14 protein-coding genes and 1 pseudogene are annotated in these 21,843 nt (G+C 71.2%); 10 read left to right on the top strand and 5 right to left on the bottom strand.

From position 1 onward, the window contains the following. Positions 1-334: 334 nt before the first annotated feature. Positions 335-1,348 (top strand): annotated as a pseudogene (locus ACFVYK_RS03875) (hypothetical protein); the annotation flags it as partial. 61 nt (positions 1,349-1,409) lie between these two features. Further along, entirely contained in the window at positions 1,410-1,742 is a 333-nt protein-coding gene (locus tag ACFVYK_RS03870; RefSeq protein ID WP_389768138.1) for a hypothetical protein, read from the top strand. On the opposite strand, the gene ACFVYK_RS03865 is transcribed toward ACFVYK_RS03870, so the two are convergent. The 4 genes from ACFVYK_RS03865 to ACFVYK_RS03850 are packed head-to-tail and all read right to left on the bottom strand — an operon-like array spanning position 1,723 to position 5,654. Continuing rightward, positions 1,723-2,493: a succinate dehydrogenase/fumarate reductase iron-sulfur subunit gene (locus ACFVYK_RS03865; protein WP_389768136.1), complete on the bottom strand. Its 771-nt coding sequence runs from the start codon at positions 2,491-2,493 to the stop codon at positions 1,723-1,725. The two genes, ACFVYK_RS03870 and ACFVYK_RS03865, sit on opposite strands and share 20 nt — an antisense overlap. Continuing rightward, a complete protein-coding gene (locus ACFVYK_RS03860; protein WP_389768134.1) occupies positions 2,490-4,466 on the bottom strand; it encodes a fumarate reductase/succinate dehydrogenase flavoprotein subunit in 1,977 nt (658 codons plus the stop codon). Before ACFVYK_RS03860 ends, ACFVYK_RS03865 begins: the two co-directional genes overlap by 4 nt. Positions 4,467-4,498: 32 nt before the next feature. Then, complete coding sequence (locus ACFVYK_RS03855; protein ID WP_389768132.1) at positions 4,499-5,332, bottom strand: hypothetical protein; 834 nt, start codon at positions 5,330-5,332, stop codon at positions 4,499-4,501. A gap of 31 nt (positions 5,333-5,363) precedes the next feature. Continuing rightward, positions 5,364-5,654: a hypothetical protein gene (locus ACFVYK_RS03850; RefSeq protein WP_389768130.1), complete on the bottom strand. Its 291-nt coding sequence runs from the start codon at positions 5,652-5,654 to the stop codon at positions 5,364-5,366. A 279-nt stretch (positions 5,655-5,933) separates the two neighbouring features. Here ACFVYK_RS03850 and ACFVYK_RS03845 point away from each other — a divergent pair, with 279 nt between their 5' ends. The 3 genes from ACFVYK_RS03845 to ACFVYK_RS03835 all read left to right on the top strand — a co-directional run bounded on the left by ACFVYK_RS03845 (position 5,934) and on the right by ACFVYK_RS03835 (position 14,368). Beyond that, positions 5,934-8,282, top strand: a complete 2,349-nt coding sequence (locus tag ACFVYK_RS03845) for an ABC transporter family substrate-binding protein (protein WP_389768128.1) — start codon at positions 5,934-5,936, stop codon at positions 8,280-8,282. Positions 8,283-8,480: 198 nt separating this feature from the next. Then, on the top strand, positions 8,481-10,388 hold the full coding sequence (gene typA / locus ACFVYK_RS03840; protein ID WP_389768126.1) for a translational GTPase TypA: 1,908 nt from the start codon (positions 8,481-8,483) through the stop codon (positions 10,386-10,388). A 491-nt stretch (positions 10,389-10,879) separates the two neighbouring features. Next, positions 10,880-14,368 (top strand): BTAD domain-containing putative transcriptional regulator, encoded by a 3,489-nt coding sequence (locus tag ACFVYK_RS03835; RefSeq protein WP_389768124.1) that lies wholly within the window; start codon positions 10,880-10,882, stop codon positions 14,366-14,368. A gap of 21 nt (positions 14,369-14,389) precedes the next feature. Here the strand turns inward: ACFVYK_RS03835 and ACFVYK_RS03830 are convergent, their stop codons facing one another. Beyond that, complete coding sequence (locus ACFVYK_RS03830; protein ID WP_389768122.1) at positions 14,390-15,175, bottom strand: BTAD domain-containing putative transcriptional regulator; 786 nt, start codon at positions 15,173-15,175, stop codon at positions 14,390-14,392. Between the two features lie 683 nt (positions 15,176-15,858). Here ACFVYK_RS03830 and ACFVYK_RS03825 point away from each other — a divergent pair. The 5 genes from ACFVYK_RS03825 to ACFVYK_RS03805 all read left to right on the top strand — a co-directional run bounded on the left by ACFVYK_RS03825 (position 15,859) and on the right by ACFVYK_RS03805 (position 21,692). After that, positions 15,859-17,475: an ABC transporter substrate-binding protein gene (locus ACFVYK_RS03825; RefSeq protein ID WP_389768120.1), complete on the top strand. Its 1,617-nt coding sequence runs from the start codon at positions 15,859-15,861 to the stop codon at positions 17,473-17,475. Positions 17,476-17,626: 151 nt separating this feature from the next. Then, the gene (locus ACFVYK_RS03820) at positions 17,627-18,553 is read left to right on the top strand and encodes an ABC transporter permease (RefSeq protein WP_389768118.1); all 927 of its coding nucleotides are present in this window, start codon (positions 17,627-17,629) and stop codon (positions 18,551-18,553) included. After that, complete coding sequence (locus ACFVYK_RS03815) at positions 18,546-19,484, top strand: ABC transporter permease (protein ID WP_389768116.1); 939 nt, start codon at positions 18,546-18,548, stop codon at positions 19,482-19,484. The genes ACFVYK_RS03820 and ACFVYK_RS03815 overlap by 8 nt, the downstream gene beginning before the upstream one ends. Before the next feature lie 11 nt (positions 19,485-19,495). Then, on the top strand, positions 19,496-20,551 hold the full coding sequence (locus ACFVYK_RS03810) for an ABC transporter ATP-binding protein (RefSeq protein WP_389768114.1): 1,056 nt from the start codon (positions 19,496-19,498) through the stop codon (positions 20,549-20,551). Further along, complete coding sequence (locus ACFVYK_RS03805) at positions 20,544-21,692, top strand: ABC transporter ATP-binding protein (RefSeq protein WP_389768112.1); 1,149 nt, start codon at positions 20,544-20,546, stop codon at positions 21,690-21,692. The genes ACFVYK_RS03810 and ACFVYK_RS03805 overlap by 8 nt, the downstream gene beginning before the upstream one ends. Positions 21,693-21,843 lie beyond the last annotated feature (151 nt).

The raw sequence follows: 21,843 nt of genomic DNA, 5'->3' as shown, positions 1-21,843 counted from the left end.
CGGGGACGGTGGCGGGACCGGGACCGGGGACAGCAGCGGGGCGGGGAGCGGCAGCGGGACAGGGGACAGCAGCGGGAACGGGGCCGGGGACAGCAGCGGGACCGGGACCGGGTACGGCAGCGGGACCGAGGGCGGCAGCGGGACAGGGGACAGCAGCGGGAACGGGGCCAGGGACGGCAGCGGGACCGGGACCGGCGGCGGGGCCGGTCCCGGCGGCGGGGCCGGGGACGGCGGCGGGACCAGGACCGGGGACGGCGGCGGGACTGACACCGGGGACGGCGGCGGGGCCGGGGACGGCAGCGGGGGCGGGGGCGCCGAGGGGGTCGCGCGGGGGAGGGGGAAGCGGTGGCGGCGGTGGGTGCGCCGGGGAGCGTTCGGGCTCGTGCTGCTCGTCCTCGTTCCGGTCCTGGCCGCCGAGGCTGCGCTGCGCGTGAACTACGTGGGCGACCCGGCCGAGGGCGCGCGCACCCGCGGCAAGGACGCCCTGTGGCTGGGCCACGCCTGGGTCGACGGCCGCAAGACGGACGCCGACGTCCGGGCGCTGGGCCGCCGTCTGAAGGACACGGGCGTCCGCGACCTGTACGTGCACGCCGGTCCCCTGGAGCACGACGGCACCCTGCCCCCCTCCGCGTACGCCGGCGCGCGGTGGTTCATAGCCGCCGTGCACCGGGAAGCGCCGAAGCTGCGCGTGCAGGCCTGGCTCGGCGACGTGCTCGCCAGTGAGAGCCCGGACGGCATGCGGCTGGAGCGCGCGGCGACCCGTGCCGCCGTCGTGCGGTCCACCCGCGAGATCCTCGCGGCCGGCTTCGGCGGCGCGCACTTCGACCTCGAACCCCTCCACTCCGGCGACGGCGACTACCTCGCCCTGCTCGACGCGCTGCGCGCCGTCACCCGCGCCCGCCACGCCCAGCTCTCCGTCGCCGCCCACCAGATCGACCCGGTTCCCGGCTTCCACGCGTTCTGGGGCGCGACCACCGGGCACCCCAAGTGGTGGTCGCAGAGGTTCTTCGGCCAGGTCGCCCGCCGCGTCGACCAGATCGCCGTGATGTCGTACGACACCATGCAGCCGCTGCAGAGCACCTACGGCGGTTACGTCGCCCAGCAGACCTCGCTGGCCCTGGAGGTCACCCCGGCCTCCACCGACCTGTTGATGGGGCTGCCCTTCTACCGCGAGAACCGGTTCGGCCACTGGGCGCACGCGGAGACCGTCGCCGCCGCCGTCCGGGGCGTCCGGCTGGGGCTGTCGCGGACCGACGCCGACCGCGCGAACTTCGGCGTCGCGGCGTACGTGGACTTCGCGGCGACGGAGGCCGACTGGCGTTCGTACCAGCGGGGTTGGGTCCGATAGACAGACCGCTTTTTGCGTTCCGACTGCTTGGCGGCGGCGGGATCGCTGGGATCATGGCGGCATGTACGGGGCAATGGTGGGCATCGGCGGCGTCTGCGTCACGATCATGGCTGCGATGGGCGTCGCGGCCGTCGCGCGGCGGTGGGTGCCGCCGTTCGGCCGCAGCCTGGTGCTGCGGCCGAGGCTGTGGGGGGCCGGCGCCCTGATGAGCGCCCTGGGACTGGGCCTGTTCATGTTCCTGGGCCCGCTGGCCGCCGACCCCGGGGCGGCGAACGTCTACGTCCCGCTCGCCGGGACGGCCGGCAACTTCGCCGGGCTCGGCCTCCAGACGTACGCCCGGCGTCCCGGCCGCACGCTGCGGCTGCCCCCGACGTCTACGACGACCGCCTCCTGATCTTCGACCCCAGCCACACCAGCGGGTCGTACTTGCGGTCGACCGCCCGCTCCTTCAACGGGATCAGCGCATTGTCAGTGATCTTGATGCCCTCGGGGCAGACCTCGGTGCAGCACTTGGTGATGTTGCAGTAGCCGAGACCGTGTTCGTCCTGGGCCGCGCGTTTGCGGTCCAGCCCGCTGTCCTCGGCCCCGTCCAGCGGGTGCATGTCCAGCTCGGCGACCCGCATGAGGAAGCGCGGGCCCGCGAACGCCGTCTTGTTCTCCTCGTGGTCGCGCACCACATGGCAGGTGTCCTGGCACAGGAAGCACTCGATGCACTTGCGGAACTCCTGCGGCCGGTCCACGTCCTCCTGGAACATCCGGTACTCGCCGGGTCCGACCCCTTCGGGCGGCACGAACGCCGGGATCTCCCGCGCCTTGCGGTAGTTGAAGCCGACGTCCGTGACGAGATCGCGGATCACGGGGAAGGCGCGCAGGGGGGTGACGGTGATCGTCTCCGCGCGGTCGAAGACCGACATGCGGGTCATGCACATCAGCCGGGGACGCCCGTTGATCTCCGCCGAGCACGAACCGCACTTGCCCGCCTTGCAGTTCCAGCGGACGGCGAGGTCGGGCGCCTGCGTGGACTGCAGGCGGTGGATGATGTCCAGGACCACCTCGCCGTCGTTGACCTCGATCGTGAAGTCCTCCAGGCCCCCGCCGCGCACGTCGCCCCGCCAGACCCTGAACCGGGCGTCGTAGCCGCTCATTCGTACAGCTCCTCGTCGGTGAGGTACTTCACCAGCTCCTCCTTCTCGAAGAGGGCGAGCAGGTCGGGGCGGATGGGGGCGGTGGTCTCCCGCACGAGCTGGATCTGTCCGCCCTCGGGGTCGGCGGCCGACGGGCCGCCGCCCGGATCGGCGAGCCGGCACAGCAGGTTGACGTTGCGCCAGACGCGTTCCATCGCGGGGTGGTCCTCGCGGGTGTGGCCGCCGCGCGACTCGGTGCGTTCCAGAGCCGCCCGCGCCACGCACTCGCTGACCAGCAGCATGTTCCGCAGGTCCAGGGCCAGGTGCCAGCCGGGGTTGAACTGGCGGTGGCCCTCGACGCCGGCCCGCCGGGCCCGGACCCGCAACTGCGCCAGCCTGACCAGGGCCTGCTTCATCTCGCCCTCCCGGCGGATGATGCCGACCAGGTCGTTCATGGTCTGCTGCAGCTCCTGGTGGACCGCGTACGGGTTCTCCGCGGGACCGGCCGTGGGCTCCTCGCCCGCGGCCTCGGCGGAGAAGGGGCGCAGCGCCTCCGCGGCCGCCGCGTCCACCTGGACGTCGTCCACCGCCGGCCGTGCGGTCGTCGCCGCCGCGTGCTCGGCCGCGTGCAGGCCCGCCCGCCGGCCGAACACCAGCAGATCGGAGAGGGAATTGCCGCCGAGCCGGTTCGAGCCGTGCATGCCGCCGGCCACCTCGCCGGCCGCGAAGAGTCCGGGCACCCCGCGCGCGGCCGCCGTTTCGGAGTCGACCGCGATGCCGCCCATCACGTAGTGGCAGGTCGGCCCGACCTCCATCGCCTCCGCGGTGATGTCGACGTCCGCCAGCTCCTTGAACTGGTGGTACATCGACGGCAGCCGCCGCCGGATGACCTCGGCGGGCATGCGCGTCGACACGTCGAGGAACACTCCGCCGTGCGGGGAGCCGCGGCCGGCCTTGACCTCCGAGTTGATGGCGCGGGCCACCTCGTCGCGGGGGAGCAGCTCGGGAGGACGCCGGTTGTGGTCCGGGTCCTCGTACCAGCGGTCGCCCTCCTCCTCCGACTCGGCGTACTTCTCCTTGAAGACGTCGGGGACGTAGTCGAACATGAACCGCTTGCCCTCGGAGTTGCGCAGCACCCCGCCGTCGCCGCGGACGGACTCGGTGACGAGGATGCCCTTCACCGACGGCGGCCAGACCATGCCCGTCGGGTGGAACTGCACGAACTCCATGTTGAGCAGCGGCGCTCCGGCGAGCAGGGCCAGCGCGTGGCCGTCGCCCGTGTACTCCCACGAGTTCGACGTGACCTTGAAGGACTTGCCGATGCCGCCGGTCGCGATGACCACGGCGGGCGCCTGCAGGACGAAGAAGCGGCCGGTCTCGCGCTCGTAGGCGAAGACCCCGCCGACCCTCCCCCGGCCATCGGCCGGGGGGACCCCCAGCTCGTTTCGCTCGCCGTCCTTGAGCACCCGGGTGACCGTGCACTCCTGGAAGACCTTCAGCCGGGACTCGTAGTCGCCGGTCTCCGCGTGGTCCTCCTGCTGCAGCGAGACGATCTTCTGCTGCAGGGTGCGGATGAGCTCCAGCCCGGTGCGGTCGCCGACGTGGGCGAGGCGCGGGTACTCGTGGCCGCCGAAGTTGCGCTGGGAGATCCGGCCGTCCTTGGTGCGGTCGAACAGGGCGCCCCAGGTCTCCAGCTCCCAGACCCGGTCCGGGGCCTCCTGGGCGTGCAGCTCCGCCATCCGCCACTGGTTGAGGAACTTGCCGCCGCGCAGGGTGTCGCGGAAGTGGACCTGCCAGTTGTCGTGCTCGTTGGCGTTGGCCATCGCCGCCGCGATGCCGCCCTCGGCCATCACCGTGTGCGCCTTGCCGAACAGCGACTTGCAGACGACGGCGGTACGGGCGCCCCGCTCGCGGGCCTCGATGGCGGCGCGCAGGCCCGCGCCCCCCGCTCCGACCACGACGACGTCCCACTCCTGGCGGTCGACCACGGACATCAGCAGACCCCACTCATCAGGTTCGGCAGCATCTAGAAAAACCTCGGATCGTCGAAGACACCGGACGCGACGAGATAGACGTAGAAGTCGGCGAGCGCCACGCTGATCAGCGACGCCCAGGCCAGCAGCATGTGGCGGGCGTTGAGTCGGCCGACGAACTGCCACGCCCGGTACCGCGCGGGGTGCCGGGAGAAGTGCTTCAGCTTGCCGCCGACGATGTGCCGGCAGGAGTGGCAGGAGATCGTGTACGCCCAGATCAGGGTGATGTTGAGCAGGAAGACGAGGGTGCCCAGGCCCATGTGGCCCCATGCGTAGTGCTCGTCCCGGAAGGACAGCACGGTGTCGTAGGTGAGGATCCCGGCGACGACGATCGCCGCGTAGAAGAAGTACCGGTGGATGTTCTGCAGGATCAGCGGGAAGCGGGTCTCGCCGGTGTACTTCCGGTGCGGCTCGGCGACCGCGCAGGCCGGGGGCGAGGCCCAGAAGCCCCGGTAGTAGGCCTTGCGGTAGTAGTAGCAGGTCAGCCGGAAGCCCAGCGGGAAGATCAGGATGATGATCGCCGGGGAGATGCCCCACCAGCCGCCCAACAGGTCCGTGTTGGGGCCCGCGTGCATGGGCCGGCAGTTCTCCGCCAGACAGGGCGAGTAGAACGGCGAGACGTAGGGCGCCGCGTAGTAGTCCGCGTTCGCGAAGGCCCGCCAGGTCGAGTACACGATGAACGCCAGCAGACCGGCGGCGGTGGCGGCGGGGGCCAGCCACCAGCGGTCGGTCCGCAGATGGGGCGCGGCGATCGCGGCGCGGCCGGCGCCGCGTACGCCGCTCGGGGGTCGGGGGTCGGTGGGCGGAGGTTCCGTGCCAGTGGCCAACTCAGGACTCCGGTCGGGTCAGGGGCTCGGGTCAGGGGGCGTGCCGGTGCCGGGCGCCGAGTCCCTCGTCGTCCGTGTCGATCCACAGGGAGTCGTCGTAGGGGGTGTCGGGGATGGTGAGCAGCTCGGGCCGGCGCGGTGCGCCGGGCTGGGCCGCCGCCTCGCGCAGCAGCGCGACGCTCTCCTTCAGGTGGCCGGCGTCGGCGCGGACGCGGCGCATCTCCAGGCTGCCGCTGCCGAGCTGCTGTTCCAGGCGGCCGACGGACCGGCTCAGGTCGTCGAGGCAGCGCTGGACCGCTGTCAGGTCGTCGTGCACGGACATGCCATGACCTCGCTTCCGGGCGTCTGCGCCCTGGACGGCAACGTTCATGCGCCTGCGAGTGTTGCGCGTCACACCGGTGGATGTGAAGGCGTGTGCAGCGATTGGCGGATGCGGAGGGGGTGCGTTGCTCCGCACGAGTGGCCTTGGACGGCCCCGCCGCCGTGTCGCCGTCGGCAGGCGAACCGTTTCCCTTTCAGTAGGCCTTAGATCTGATCAACACCAAAATACCGCCAAATGTGATCAGAACGCACCGGCAGCGGCTCACCGGAGGTACCAGAGATGTCCCACGACGGCGTCGGCCCGCGCGCGGTGACGCGCTCGGTCGCCTTCCTCACCGCAGGTGTGCTCGCGGTGCCCTTCCTGACGGGCTGCGGCTCCCCCGACGAAGCCGGCCGGCCCCTGGCCCGCCAGGACGTCGCCCGGGCCGCCCGCGCCTCGGTCGCCGAGGGCGGCGTCCTGCGCTGGGCGGTGGACGCCGTCCCGGAGACCTTCAACGCCTTCCAGTCGGACGCCGACGCCACGACCGCCCAGGTCGCCCAGGCCGTGCTCCCGGCGATGTACCGGATGGACGCGAACGGGCGGCCCCGGCGCGACGCCGACTACCTGGAGTCCGCGAAGGTCGTCTCCACCGAGCCCAAGCAGGTCGTGCTGTACAAGCTGAACCAGCAGGCCGTCTGGAGCGACGGCCGCGAGATCGGCGCCGCCGACTTCGCCGCCCAGTGGCGGGCCCTGTCCGGCAAGGACAGCGCGTACTGGACCGCCCGCAACGCCGGCTACGACCGCATCGAGAAGATCGAGCGCGGAGCCAACGACCTGGAGGTCAGGGTCACCTTCAGCCGGACCTACGCCGACTGGCGCTCGCTGTTCTCCCCGCTGTACCCGAAGGACGTCATGGGCACGCCCGACTCCTTCAACGACGGCGCGCGGCGCAAGCTGAAGGTGACCGCCGGGCCGTTCGCCGTCCAGAAGGTCGACCGCAAGAACAAGCAGGTGCGCCTCGCCCGCAACCCCCGCTGGTGGGGCAAGCCCGCCAAGCTCTCCGAGATCGTGCTGACGGCCGTCCCGAGGGACGAGCGGACGTCCGCCCTGGCCGCCGGGAAGATCGACCTGGCCGAGATCGATCCGGCCGACGCGCAGAACCTCGACGGCGCCGCCAAGGGCACGGCCGGACCGCCGACCGGCTCCGGACCCGCGGGCCTGAAGGCCCTGCGCGCGTGGGCCCTCGCCCACGGGATCGACACGGCCGAGGACGAGGCCGGCGACGAGAGCGACGACGAGGCCGACGACGAGGGCGAGTCCTCGGACGAGGCCGGGAGCGCAGGGGGGACGGCGGCCCGCGCGAAGCTCACCAAGGCGATCGCCGCGTGGGAGAGCCGGCGCAAGGCGCTGCGCGATTTCCAGGTGCGCAGATCCCTGGAGCCCGCCTACACCCAGCTGGCCCTGAACGGCGCGCAGGGGCCGCTGGCGGACGAGCGGGTGCGGCGGGCCGTGGCCCGGGCCCTGGACCGCAAGGAACTCGCCAAGGTCGTCCTCAAGCCGCTGGGCCTGCCCGCCGAGCCCGTGGGCAGCCATCTGGCCCTGGCCGGACAGGACGCCTACGCCGACGACAGCGGAGCGCTCGGCGCCCAGGACACGGCCGAGGCACAGGCGCTGCTCGCGGACGCCGGCTGGGTGGCCGGGGGCCCGGTCAAGGACAAGGGCAAGGCCAAGGACGCGGCCGAGAAGGCGGCCGGTTCGGCCGGGAAGAAAGCGGACGCCTCGGCCGGGAAGAAGACGGAGGGTCCGGCCGGCGACAAGGCGGACGACGACGCCTCCAACGTCGGCGAGGACGACAAGGCCCTGGTCGAGACCGGCCGCGAGGACGGGCGTCAGGCCGCGAAGAACGAGGCCGACGGGCAGCAGCTCGCCCAGGACGGCAAGCAGTACAAGGGGCAGCACCAGGGCGGGGTCCCCGGCGCCTACGCCCCGAAGGGCACCGCCGCGCCCAGGGCGGACGCGGCGCTGCGGGCCGGCGCCGCCCCGAAGGCGGGCGCCACCCCCGTCGGCGCCCCGGCCAAGGCGCTCGCCAAGGACGGCCAGGCGCTCGACCTGCGGTTCGTGCTGCCGTCCGGCCCGGGATCGCAGTCGCTGGAGGCGGTCGCCGAGCGGATCACGAAGATGCTGGCGAAGGTCGGCATCCGCACCGAGATCACCAAGGTCTCGGACGCGAGCTACTTCAAGGACCACATCGCCTCGGGCGAGTACGACCTCGCCCTGTACTCCTGGCCCGCGTCCGCCTTCCCGGCCACCGACGCCCGGCCGATCTACGCCAAGCCGCGGCCGGCCGCCGACGGCTCGCTGACCGTGGAGCAGAACTACACCCGGGTCGGCACCGACCAGGTCGACCAGCTGTTCGCCCAGGCGCTCGCGACCCTGGACCGGGACGAGGCCCGCTCCCTGATCCGCAAGGCCGACTCCCGCATCTGGGCCGCCGCAGGATCGATTCCCCTCTACCAGCGGCCCCAGCTCACGGCCGTGCGCAAGACCGTGGTGAACGCGGGCGCCTTCGGCTTCCAGACGCCCGTCTACGAGGACATGGGCTTCCTGAAGAAGGGCGCGAAGGCCGCCGCGGGCCCTGCCCGGAAGTGAGCGGAAACACGGCGCGGAACCGGGCGCGCGGGGGGCGCGCGAGCCGATCGCCGGGCGGGCCGAGCGGCCCTGCGGAGGCCTTCCCCCGCGGGGCCACGTACGATGGGGTGAGGCCGTGGCGTGTCAAGCCCGGCAGGGCCCGCGTAACACGGACGTACGCAGCAGGGTCGCCCTCACACCCCGGGAGAACGCCGCTTTATGGCCACGCGCCACGACATTCGCAACGTAGCCATCGTCGCCCACGTCGACCACGGCAAGACGACACTGGTCGACGCCATGCTCAAGCAGGCCGGCGCCTTCGCCGCGCACGCCGCAGAGTCGCTCGACGACCGCATGATGGACTCGAACGACCTGGAGCGTGAGAAGGGCATCACGATCCTCGCCAAGAACACGGCGGTGAAGTACCACCCCAAGGACGGGGGGGACGTCGTCACGATCAACATCATCGACACCCCCGGTCACGCCGACTTCGGCGGTGAGGTCGAGCGCGGTCTGTCGATGGTCGACGCCGTCGTGCTGCTGGTGGACGCCTCCGAGGGACCGCTGCCCCAGACCCGCTTCGTGCTGCGCAAGGCGCTGCAGGCCCGCCTGCCCGTCATCCTGTGCATCAACAAGACGGACCGCCCGGACTCGCGCATCGACGAGGTCGTCAACGAGGCCTACGACCTCTTCCTCGACCTCGACGCCGACGAGGACCAGATCGAGTTCCCGATCGTCTACGCCTGCGCGCGGGACGGCGTCGCCTCGCTGACCAAGCCGGAGGACGGCACGGTCCCCAAGGACAGCGACAACCTGGAGCCCTTCTTCTCCACGATCCTGTCGCACGTCCCGGCTCCCGAGTACGACGAGGAGGCCCCGCTCCAGGCGCACGTCACCAACCTGGACGCCGACAACTTCCTCGGCCGTATCGCGCTACTGCGCGTCGAGCAGGGCGAGCTGCGCAAGGGCCAGACCGTCACCTGGATCAAGCGCGACGGCACGATGGCCAACGTGCGCATCACCGAGCTGCTGATGACCGAGGCGCTCACCCGCAAGCCCGCCGAGAAGGCCGGCCCCGGTGACATCTGCGCCGTCGCCGGCATCGGGGACATCATGATCGGCGAGACCCTCGCCGACCCCGAGAACCCGGTCGCGCTGCCGCTCATCACGGTCGACGAGCCCGCCATCTCGATGACCATCGGCACCAACACCTCGCCGCTGGTCGGCCGTGGCGGCACCGGCAAGGGCGCCGACAACAAGGCCGCGGTCAAGGACCGCAAGGTCACCGCCCGCCAGGTCAAGGACCGTCTCGACCGCGAACTGGTCGGCAACGTCTCGCTGCGCGTGCTGGACACCGAGCGCCCCGACGCCTGGGAGGTGCAGGGCCGCGGCGAGCTGGCGCTGGCCATCCTGGTCGAGCAGATGCGCCGCGAGGGCTTCGAGCTGACCATCGGCAAGCCGCAGGTCGTCACCAAGCTCGTCGACGGCAAGGTCTACGAGCCGGTCGAGCGCATGACGATCGACGTGCCCGAGGAGCACATGGGCGCGGTCACGCAGCTCATGGGCGTCCGCAAGGGCCGCATGGACAACATGTCCAACCACGGCTCGGGCTGGGTCCGCATGGAGTTCGTGGTCCCCTCCCGCGGCCTCATCGGCTTCCGTACCGAGTTCCTCACCGGCACGCGCGGCACGGGCATCGCCCACTCCATCCACGAGGGCCACGAGCCCTGGTTCGGCACGCTGACGACCCGTAACAACGGCTCGCTCGTCGCCGACCGCGCCGGCGCCGTCACCGCGTTCGCGATGACCAACCTCCAGGAGCGCGGCGTCCTGTTCACCGACCCCGGCACCGAGGTGTACGAGGGCATGATCGTCGGCGAGAACTCGCGCTCCGACGACATGGACGTGAACATCACCAAGGAGAAGAAGCTCACGAACATGCGGTCGTCCTCGGCCGACTCGTTCGAGGCGATCGTGCCGCCGCGCAAGCTGTCGCTGGAGCAGTCGCTGGAGTTCTGCCGTGACGACGAGTGCGTCGAGGTGACCCCGGAGGCGATCCGCATCCGCAAGGTCGTGCTCGACCAGCGCGACCGTGCCCGCTCGGCGAGCCGCGCCAAGCACAGCTGATCCGCGAGCAGTTCGCGACCGGGCGCACGCGCCCGCAAGCCCGGGTCCCCTCATGGGGGCCCGGGCTTTCCGCTGTCCGCCCCCCTTCCGCTTCGGGGGCGAACAGCGCACGGCCCTGCACGCCTCGGCCGCGCCTTGTCGGCCATGCCGCGCCGCTCTGAACGACCGACGCAAGACCGCGGGAAGACTGCTGGAAGGCTGGCGAAGGACGGACGAAAGACTGACGAAAGACCGGTGAAAGACCGGTGAAAGACCGAGGAAAGACGGCCGAAGGAGCCGGGAAAGACGGCTGGCCGAGACTGGTGGTGCGGGGCGGGCGGCCGACGGGGGACACGCGGCGCCCGTCCCCGCTCCGCCTCGTGCCGGGACGCGCTCACCGGACGGACATGGACGCCCGCGACTGGCCGGATTCCGCCCCCGGGCGGGCCCGGAGTGCCGCGTCGGCGCAGCCCGGCGTTGCTCGGCCTTCGTCGCTGGACTACGTTCTGTCAATGCTCACCCCACGGCCCCGGTTCCGTCTGCTCGGACCCCTGGACGTCGAGATCGACGGACGGGCCGTCTCGCTCACCGGGCGCCAACGGGCGCTGTGCGCGGTCCTGCTGCTCCACGCCAACCACGTCGTGTCCGTGGACCGGTTGATCCGGTGTCTGTGGGACGACCGCCCGCCCGGCGCCGGCGCGGCGCGCGTGCGGGCCCTCGTCGCCGAGGTGCGGCGCGCCCTCGGCCCGTCGGGAACGCACCTGTTGACCACCCGTCGGCCCGGTTACGTCATCCACGCCGGCCCCGCCGAACTGGACCTGCTGTCCTTCGAGAACCACGTCAGGGACGCTTCGCGGGCCGCGGCCGACGGCGACTGGCGGACGGCCCGGCGCTGCGGCGAGGAGGCCCTGGCCCTGTGGCGGGACGAGCCGCTGGCCGACCTCCCCGAGGTCGCGGTGCGCGAGGCCGAGCGCCGACGCCTGGGCGAACTGCACGTGGTGGCCCGGGAGAGCGTGGCCGAGGCGGAGATCGAGACCGGCCGGCACCGGCAGGCCGTCGCCGAGCTGCTGCGGCTGACCGCCGCCCACCCGCTGCGCGAACGCCCGCACGGCCTGCTGATGGCCGCCCTGCACCAGGACGGCCGCAGCGCCGAGGCCCTGGAGCTGTACAGCGCGTTGCGCCGGCGCATGGTGGACGAACTGGGCATGGAACCCTCCGTCGACCTCAGGGACCTGCACCGGCGCCTGCTGGGCGGCGACGGCAGCAGGTCCGGCGGCGTCTTCGGCGGCGGAGGCGGCGTACGCCTGTCGCGGTCCCAGCCGCAGCCCTCACCGCAGTCACCGCCACAGTCACCGCCGCAGCCGCAGTCCCGGCCGCAGGCGTCGACCGCCGCCCCAGAGCGGCCCGTGCCCCGCCAACTCCCGCCCACACCGCGCCGTTTCGTCGGACGCGACCGGGAAATCGACCGGCTCGACTCCTGTCTGCGCGAGGCCGAACCCCTCGCCCTGATCGTCGGCCCGGCGGGCGTCGGCAAGAGCGCACTGGCGCTGAACTGGGCGCACCGGGTCGCCGACCGCTTCCCCGACGGCCAGCTCTTCCTCGACATGCGGGGCTTCGACAACGCCGAGCCGATGACCCCCGACGAGGCCCTGCCGCTGCTCCTGCAGGGCCTGGGCTGCGCCCCGCGCGACATCCCGCTGGGCGCCGAGGCGCAGACCGCGCTGTACCGGACGCTGCTGGCGGACCGCAGGGTGCTGGTCGTCCTCGACGACGTGGCCGACGCCTCCTGCGTACGGCGGCTGCTGCCCGCCTCGGCCGGCTCGCTCACGCTGGTGACGAGCCGCGACAAGCTCAGCGGCCTGGTCACGCTGGACGGCGGCTACCGGGTGTCCTGCGACGTCCTCGACAGCGCCGCCGCGCTGGAGCTGATCGGCGGCGCGGTCGGCGCGGAGGCCGTCGCCGCCGATCCGCAGGCCGCGGCCCGGCTCGTCGAACTCTGCGACCACCTGCCCCTCGCGCTGTGCGTGGCGGGCTCCTGGATCGGCGACCGGCCGGGCAGTATCCGGGCCTACGTCCGTGACCTCGCCGACCGGGGGCGACTGGCCCGGCTGCACGTCGAGGGCGAGGAGTCCGTCGCCGTGCGGGCCGCGCTCGACCTGTCCTACGGGACGCTGCCCGACGAGGCACGGCTGGCCTTCCGCCGGCTGGGCGCGCTGCCCGGCACCGGCCGCTCGGTCCCGGCGGCGGCCGCCGCCGCGGGGCTCGACGAACGCCGCCTGGCCGACCTGCTGCGGCTGGCCCAGCGCGTGCACCTGCTGCGCGACGTCGAACACGGCCGCCCCGCGTGGCACGACCTCGTGCACGAGTACGCCCGCGACCGCACGGCCGCCGAGGACACCGCCGAAGAGCGGGAGGCCGCCGTCACCCGGGTCCTCGACCACTATCTGCAGAGCGTCGTCAACGCGGCCGCCACGGCGGGCCTGTACGTCATGCGCATCCGTCCGGGGCCCGTGGCGGGCTCGCTGCCGAGGGAGTTCGCGACGGCCGACGAGGCGTACGCCTGGTTCGACGGCGAATGGGACGACATCGCTGCCGCGATCGGACACGCCGCCGAACACGGGCCCGCGCCGTTCGTGTGGTGGCTGGTGGACGCGCTGCAGGACCTCTTCCACCACCGCCGTCCGCTGTCCGACTGGATGCGGCTGGCCACCCTCGCCCGGGAGGTGGCCGCCCGTCACGGGGACGACGTCGGCCAGGCTTCCATGTGCCTGTCCCTGGGCAGCGCCCGCTGGCGCAACGGAGACCTGCGGGGCGCGCTCGCCGAGTACGAGGAGGGGGAGGAACTGGCCCGTCGGGCCGGCTGGGCCTACGGCGAGGCCGGCAGCCTCCAGGGCAAGGGCGTCACCCTCAAACTCCTCGGCGAACTGCGGCGCGCGCTGCCCTGCTACGACCGGGCGCTCGCGCTCTACCGCACCTTGGGGAACGTCAGGAACGAAGAGATCATGCTGATCAACACGGCGTCCCTGAACCTGGCCCTGGGCCGACTCGACGCGGCCGAGGACGCGGCGTGCGCGGCCCTCGACCTGATCGGCGACACGGTCCACCACAACCGCGCGATGGCGCTCGTCAGCCTCGCCCTGGTGCGCCAGCGGCAGGCCCGGTTCGACGAGGCGGCGGCCGCCCTGCGCACCTGCTTCCTCGTCTCCCGCGACTCCGGCTCCACCTATACCGAGGCCGTGGCCCTGGAGGCGCTGGGCCGGGTCCGCGCGGACGCCGGCCGGGACGACCGGGCCCTGTCGGCCTTCGAGGACGCCCTCGCCGTGTCGCGGCGGGTGGAGAACCGCAACTGCCAGGTGGACAGCCTGGTCGGGATCGCCTCGGTGAAACTGCGCGCGGGCCGGGCCGAGGAGGCGTCCGAGCACCTCGACGCCGCCTTCGAGACGGCCGAGCGCACCGGCCACCGCGCGGGCCTGGTCGAGGTGCTGCTGGCCCGCGCCGACCTGGCCCGCGCACGGCACCGCCCCGCCGACGCCCTGAAGTGCCTCGAACGCGCCGAAAGCCTCGCCACCGACGGCACCCCCCTCGCCCTTCCCCGGATCCACCTGACCACCGCCCTGACGCTCCTGAACGCAGACGCCGACGCCGACGCCGACGCCGACGCCGACGCCGACGCCGACGCCGACGCCGCACCCGTCGGCGCCCCGGACCGGACCCGCGCCCGGGTCGAGGCGGCCCGGGCCGCCGACCTGGCCGAGGCCTCCGGCCAGCGCCTCCTGCACGCTCACGCCCTCGCGGCCCTGGCCGCCGCTCACCGGGCGCACGGCGACGCCGTGTCGGCGCACGCGGCCCGGGCGCGGGCCGAGGCGCTGTACGAGGCGATCGGAGTGCGGACCGGGTCCCGGGCGCCGCGGCGCCCGCTGCCGGGCGGCCGGCGCCATGAGCTGCCCCCGGACGCCGAGTCCCGGCTCACCCTCTATCTGACCGGGCATTTCGACGGCTGACCGGGCCGCGGGCGAAGCCGTTCAGACGGACGTGGCATACGCGCTGCCGAGTCCCAGCCGGGGGTCGCGGGCGAGGATGCGTTCCTGCAGGGACCTCAGGTCCGGACCCGGCTCGCAGCCCAGGAGGTCGACCATCCGCAGCCGCAGCAGCCGGAAGCAGTCCAACGCCTCCGCCTGACGTCCGCCGCGGTGCAGGGCGAGCATCAGCAGGCCGGCGACCTTCTCGTCGAAGGGGTGCATCTCGGCCAGCCAGTGCAGCTGCGGCAGGCACTCCTCGTGCCGTCCCGTGCGCAGGCACAGCTCGGTGCTGCCGATCAGCGCCTCCCGGTGCTCGCGCCGCAGGGCCGTCCGCGCCGACTCCGCCCAGGGGGTGCGCACGTCGGACAGCGGCTCGCCGCGCCACAGCTCGAGAGCTCGTCCGTAGAGATGGAGCGCGGTCTCGGTCCCGCCGGCGCGGGCGGTCTGCTGCGCCTGCCGGACGAGTGCGCGGAACCGGGCGGTGTCCACGGACCGCTCGTCGACGGCGAGGACGTACCCGCCCCGCCTGCGGGCCAGTTCGAAGCTCCCGGGACGCCGCTCGTCGGCCCCCAGCGCCTTGCGCAGCCGGGTGGCCTGGATGTACAGCGCGTCGCGCGGGTGCTGGGGCCGACGGTCCTGCCACACCCGCTCGATCAGCGTCTCGTCGGCCACGAAGTCGCCGGGGGTCCATGCCAGCGCCGCCAGCAGCAGTTTGGTGCCGTGCGGAAGCGGCAGTTTGTCACCGCAGTGGGCGCGGGCCTCCACGCAGCCCAGCAGCTGGATTTCCATGCCGTACCCCCGTACCTCGAACCTCGTGAGTCACCACTGTGCGCGCGAGGTGTTCGGGCGGCGCATGGATGCTGCACGGAAACGCACGGGGCGCGGCGGGCGAGGCGGCGAGGCGGGCGCACGGTCGAGGCGGGGGAGACGGTCGGGAGGGGAGAGGCGGCCGAGGGGTGTTGAGGAATACGTAGGGAAAACCCTTCATCCTGGCCGTGGAGTCCGCTCCAAGCGGTTTCGCCCACTAGCCTGCTGGGTGAACGGACGGCCTGCGCTGCTTCGAGCGCGCCTCCGTGGGTCTCCGGATGCCCCTCGCGGGCAGGGTGAGACGGCCGATACACACGGCCGCCGCCGAGGCAAGTGATTTTCCCCTCCCCGCTGTCCGCAATACGGACAGCCGCTCCCGATAGATGTGTAACAAGTCCGTTTCGCAGGGATCTTTCTGCTAGCTGTTTGTCCGGATTTTGGAAGAAGTACACATCAGGTGTGATCGAACCGAGACCTTTGGGGTGTGGTTCGCTCTTCGCCCATGGCAGATAGTTAGGCGCGTAGAGCTCGGAATGAACGGGTCACGCGCTGCACTTGCGGCGACTCGCGAGCCCGGGGGGCACCTGACTGTTTCAGGCACCGGTGACGGTGGTGTCATGTGCTCCTTCATGCGGTGAACCAATGGACTCATGAGGAGGAGCCCCATGCGTGGTGCCAAGAGCGCCAAGTGGGTTGCGATAGCCGCCGTTGTGGCGCTGGGTGCGACGGCCTGTGGCGGTGGCGGGGACTCGGGCAGCTCGGCCAAGGGCGACGGCACCGTGGCGGTGGAGATCGGCGAACCGCAGAACAGCCTGGTTCCCACCAACACGTACGAGACCGAGGGCGGCCAGGTCATCAACGCCCTCTTCACGGGGCTGACCAAGCTTGACGCCAGCAACAAGGTCGTCAACGCGATGGCGCAGTCGATCGAGTCCAAGGACAACAAGGTCTGGACGATCAAGCTGAAGTCGGGCTACACCTTCCACAACGGGGAGAAGGTCACCGCCCAGTCCTTCATCGACGCCTGGAACTACGGCGCGAACCAGACCAACGCCCAGCAGACCAACCCGCTGTTCAGCCACATCCAGGGCTACAGCGACCTGAACCCGGGCGAGGGCAAGAAGCCCACGACCGACAAGCTCTCCGGTCTGAAGGCCGTGGGCGAGGACACGCTGCAGGTCACCCTCACCGGTGCGTTCTCCGCGTTCCCGTCGCAGCTCTCCTTCACGGCGTTCGTGCCGCTGCCCAAGGCGTTCTTCAAGGACCCGAAGGGCTTCGGCGAGGCCCCGATCGGCAACGGCCCCTTCGAGATGAAGGGCAAGTTCAAGCACAACGAGTCGATCAGCACCACGAAGTACGACAAGTACCCGGACGCCTCGAAGATCGAGCCCAAGGGTGTCGACTTCAAGATCTACTCGAACCTGGACACCGCCTACAAGGACCTCGTCGCCGGCAACCTCGACAGCCTGCTGACGATCCCGACCTCGGGTCTGCCGACGTACAAGAAGGACCTGCCGAACCGCACGATCGACGAGCCCGACTCGGCCGTCGGCTACATCGGCTTCCCGGTCAAGTACAACAAGGCCTTCAAGAACGCGGATCTGCGCAAGGCCATCTCGATGTCGATCGACCGCAAGACGATCGCCGACAAGATCTTCCTCGGCGCCCGTACCCCCGCGGACGACTACATCAGCCCCATCATCGACGGCTACCGCAAGGGCGCCTGCGGTGACTCCTGCACGCTGAACCCGGCCAAGGCCAAGGAGCTCTACAAGAAGAGCGGCGGGCTGCCCGGCAACACGCTGGAGATCGGCTACAACGCCGACGGCGGCCACAAGGACTGGGTCGAGGCGGTCGCCAACCAGATCCAGCAGAACCTGGGCGTCAAGGTGACGGCCAAGCCGTTCGAGCAGTTCCAGACGATCCTCAACGACCTGGACGCCAAGAAGTACAGCGGCGCCTTCCGGATGGCCTGGAGCATGGACTACCCGGACGCCGAGGACTACCTGCGTCCGGTGTTCTCCAAGGACGCCATCGCCAACGGCTCGAACTACTCGGGCTACGTCAACGAGGAGTTCGAGAAGCTCCTCGTCCAGGGCGACCAGGCTCCCTCGCACGAGGAGGCCGTGAAGAAGTACCAGCAGGCGGACGACGTCCTGCTCAAGGACCTGCCGTACATCCCGGTGTACTTCTACACGATGAACGCGGGCTTCAGCGACAAGATCAAGTCGATGAAGATCGCCGGTCACCAGATCCTGTGGGACACGGTCAAGCTCAGCTGACCCGAGTCTGAGCAGTTCCGAAACACAGCGGAACAGGGTGAGCAGGGGGCGCGTCACCAGCCTTCCCCTGCTCACCCCTTCTGCCGTCTCCCGTCCGACAGTGCCGCCTTCCCGGCAGCGGGCGGGTCGAGCACCCCCCTCTGGAGTACCGATGGGCCGATACGTCGTGCGCCGCCTCCTGCAGGTCATCCCTGTGGCGATTGGCGTCACGTTCATCATCTTCTGCCTGGTCTTCGCTCTGCCCGGCGACCCGATCCAGGCACTGGCCGGCGACAAGCGCGCCGACCCCAACATCGCGGCGATCCTGCGCGACCACTACCACCTCAACCAGCCGCTGTACCTGCAGTACTGGCACTACATCAGCGGCGTCTTCACCGGCGACCTCGGCGAGACGTACAACGGACGTGCCGTCTCCGACCTCGTGTCCCAGCGGTTCCCCATCACGCTGAAGCTGGGGCTGACCGCCTTCGCCCTCGAGGCCGTCATCGGCATCCTGGCGGGCATCTTCGCCGCGCTCAAGCGCGGCAAGTTCCTCGACAACGTGGTGCTGATCTCCACCCTGGTGCTGATCTCGATCCCCGTCTTCGTCCTGGGCAGCGTGCTCCAGCTCGAGTTCGGCGTGAACCTCAAGATCACGCCCGTGGCAGGCATCCAGCAGGGCTGGCCGCAGAGTTACATCCTTCCGGCCATCGTGCTGGCCACGACCTCGATGGCGTACATCGCCCGGCTCACCCGGGCGAGCATGACGGAGTCGGTCCGCGCCGACTACGTGCGCACGGCGATCGCCAAGGGCCTGCCGCAGCGCCGGGTGATCGGTGTGCACGCCCTGCGCAACTCGCTGATCCCGGTCGTCACCTTCCTGGGCTTCGACCTCGGCGCCCTCATGGGCGGCGCCATCATCACCGAGCGCGTGTTCAACATGCCGGGCATCGGCCAGCAGTTGGCCCAGTCCCTCTATCTGCGCGAGCGTCCCGTCGTGGTCGGTCTGGTCACCCTCCTGGTGCTGATCTACCTGGTCGCGAACCTTCTCGTAGACCTGCTGTACGCCGTGCTCGACCCGAGGATCCGCTATGAGTGAGAAGACGATAGAGAGGCCGACCACCGACGAGGCCGCCCTCGCCAAGGAGATCGAGGCCGACGAGAAGGCTGCGGCACGCCAGGCGAGCCTGCTCAAGGACGGCTGGGCGGACCTGCGCAAGCGCCCCATGTTCATCGTGTCGGGACTCGTCATCGTGTTCCTGCTCGCCCTGGCGGTCGTCCCCGGCCTGTTCACGGCGCGCTCCCCGTTCTCGGACGGCTTCTGCCAGCTCCAGAACTCGATGACCCCGCCCACCTCGGGACACCTGTTCGGCTACGACGTGCAGGGCTGCGACATCTACACGCGGACCGTGTTCGGCGCCCGGAACTCGATCATCGTGGGCGTGGTGACCACCATCGCCACGACGCTGATCGGCGGCCTGGTGGGCATGCTGGCCGGCCTGATCGGCGGCTGGATCGACGCCCTGCTGTCCCGCGTCACCGAGGTCTTCTCAGCCCTGCCGCTGCTCGTCGGCGGCCTGCTGATCATGTCGATCTGGGGCGGCGGCGACGTGTGGTCGGTGTCGCTGATCATGGCGGTCCTCGGCTGGCCGCAGGTCTTCCGCATCATGCGCGGCGAGGTCATCTCCAACAAGTACAACGACTACGTGGCGGCCGCCCGGGCGCTCGGCGCGGGCCCGGTGCGCATCGCGTTCCGGCACATCCTGCCGAACACGCTCGCCCCCGTCATCGTCATCACCACGATGAACCTCGGCGTCTACATCGCGGCCGAGGCCGCCCTGTCCTACCTGGGCATCGGCATCCAGTACCCCAACATCTCGTGGGGTCTGATGATCAGCGACGCCCAGGACCGGTTCCTGACCTCGCCGCACGCACTGCTGTTCCCGGCCGGCGCCCTGAGCATCACCGTGCTGGCGTTCATCATGCTCGGCGACGTGGTGCGCGACGCCTTCGACCCCAAGATGCGCTGAGGGAGGCGTACGTGACCATCATCGATCAGACAGACGCCATCCCGGCCCCGCGTGACGGCGAGAAAGCCGGCCCGCTCCTCGACGTGCGGGACCTGCACGTGGAGTTCCACACCCGCGAGGGCGTGGTCCGGGCCGTCAACGGCGTCAACTACTCCGTCAGCTCCGGCGAGACGCTCGCCGTGCTCGGCGAGTCCGGCTCCGGCAAGTCCGTGACGGCCCAGGCCATCATGGGCATCCTCGACATGCCGCCGGCCCGCATCCCGCAGGGCGAGATCCGCTTCCACGGCCGGGACATGCTCGCCATGTCCGAGGAGGAGCGGCGCAAGATCCGCGGTGCGCGCATCGCGATGATCTTCCAGGACGCCCTGTCCTCCCTCAACCCCGTGCTCAGCGTGGGCTTCCAGCTCGGTGAGATGTTCCGCGTCCACCAGGGGATGTCCCGCAAGGCGGCCAAGGCCAAGGCCGTGGAGCTGATGGACCGGGTGAAGATCCCGGCGGCCGCGGCGCGGGTGAACGACTACCCGCACCAGTTCTCGGGCGGTATGCGCCAGCGCATCATGATCGCGATGGCGCTCGCCCTGGAGCCGGACCTGATCATCGCCGACGAGCCCACCACGGCGCTCGACGTGACGGTCCAGGCCCAGGTGATGGACCTGCTCGCGGAGCTGCAGCGCGAGTACCAGATGGGTCTGATCCTCATCACCCACGACCTCGGTGTGGTCGCGGACGTCGCCGACAAGATCGCGGTGATGTACGCGGGCCGGATCGTGGAGACCGCGCCGGTGCACGAGCTGTACAAGCGCCCCGCGCACCCGTACACCCGCGGCCTGCTCGACTCGATCCCGCGGCTGGACCAGAAGGGCCAGGAGCTCTACGCGATCCGGGGCCTGCCGCCCAACCTGCTGAAGGTGCCGCGCGGCTGCGCCTTCAACCCGCGTTGCGACCGCGCGCAGGACGTGTGCCGCACGGACGTCCCGCCGCTGGTCCAGGTGACCGAGCGGGACGGGACGGCACTGCCCGGCCGCGCCAGCGCGTGCCACTTCTGGAAGGAGACGATCCATGGCTGAGACGACCAAGGCCACCGAGCCCGGGGACGCCACGCCCAACGTCTCCCCGCTGGAGGTCGCCGACGTGCACTCGGTGGAGGAGAAGGTCGCCGCCCTCGACGTGCCCGTCGAGCGGGGCGAGCCGATCCTCCAGGTGCGCAACCTCGTCAAGCACTTCCCGCTGACCCAGGGCATCATCGTCAAGCGGCAGGTCGGCGCGGTGAAGGCCGTCGACGGCGTCTCCTTCGACCTGTACCAGGGCGAGACCCTGGGCATCGTGGGCGAGTCGGGCTGCGGCAAGTCGACGGTCGCCAAGGTTCTGATGAACCTGGAGAAGGCGACGGCCGGCGAGGTCTTCTACAAGGGCCAGGACATCACCAAGCTGTCCGGGCGGGCGCTGAAGGCGGTCCGCCGGAACATCCAGATGATCTTCCAGGACCCGTACACCTCGCTCAACCCGCGCATGACGGTCGGCGACATCATCGGCGAGCCCTTCGACATCCACCCCGAGGTGGCCCCCAAGGGCGACCGGCGGCAGCGGGTGCGCGAGCTGCTGGACGTCGTCGGTCTGAACCCGGAGTACATCAACCGCTACCCGCACCAGTTCTCCGGCGGTCAGCGCCAGCGCATCGGCATCGCCCGCGGCCTGGCGCTCAACCCCGAGGTGATCATCTGCGACGAGCCGGTCTCGGCCCTGGACGTGTCCGTCCAGGCACAGGTCATCAACCTGATGGAGCGACTGCAGGACGAGTTCAACCTCTCCTACATCTTCATCGCGCACGACCTGTCGATCGTCCGGCACATCTCGGACCGCGTCGGCGTCATGTACCTCGGCCGGCTCGCCGAGATCGGCTCCGACGAGCAGATCTACGAGCACCCGACGCATCCGTACACGCAGGCGCTGCTGTCGGCGGTGCCGGTGCCGGACCCGGACGCCCGTGAGGGCCGCGAGCGGATCATCCTCACCGGTGACGTGCCGTCGCCGGCGAACCCGCCGTCCGGCTGCCGCTTCCGCACCCGCTGCTGGAAGGCGCAGGACAAGTGCGCCGAGGAGACCCCTCTCCTGGCCGTCCCCGAGCGCTTCAAGGGGGTGGACACGCCGGCGGCCCACGAGTCGGCCTGCCACTTCGCCGAGGAGAAGGACGTCGTCCACGCCGGGTGACCCGCCGGGCGTCGAATGCCCGCGCACACGAGAGCGGGGCGCCGGGGCGCCCCGCGGGGGGCCCGGCGGCGGGGACGTGCGCAACAAGCGCCCCACCGTGGGGGGCCTGTTAACCCGCGGGGTGGAGCACTAACACCCCAACGAGGTGTGG

Origin of the sequence: Streptomyces sp. NPDC058291 (assembly GCF_042880855.1) — a bacterium.
GTDB lineage: Bacteria > Actinomycetota > Actinomycetes > Streptomycetales > Streptomycetaceae > Streptomyces.
The sequence above is the reverse complement of the archived record's forward strand: the minus strand, read 5'-3'. Positions and strand labels throughout refer to the sequence as shown.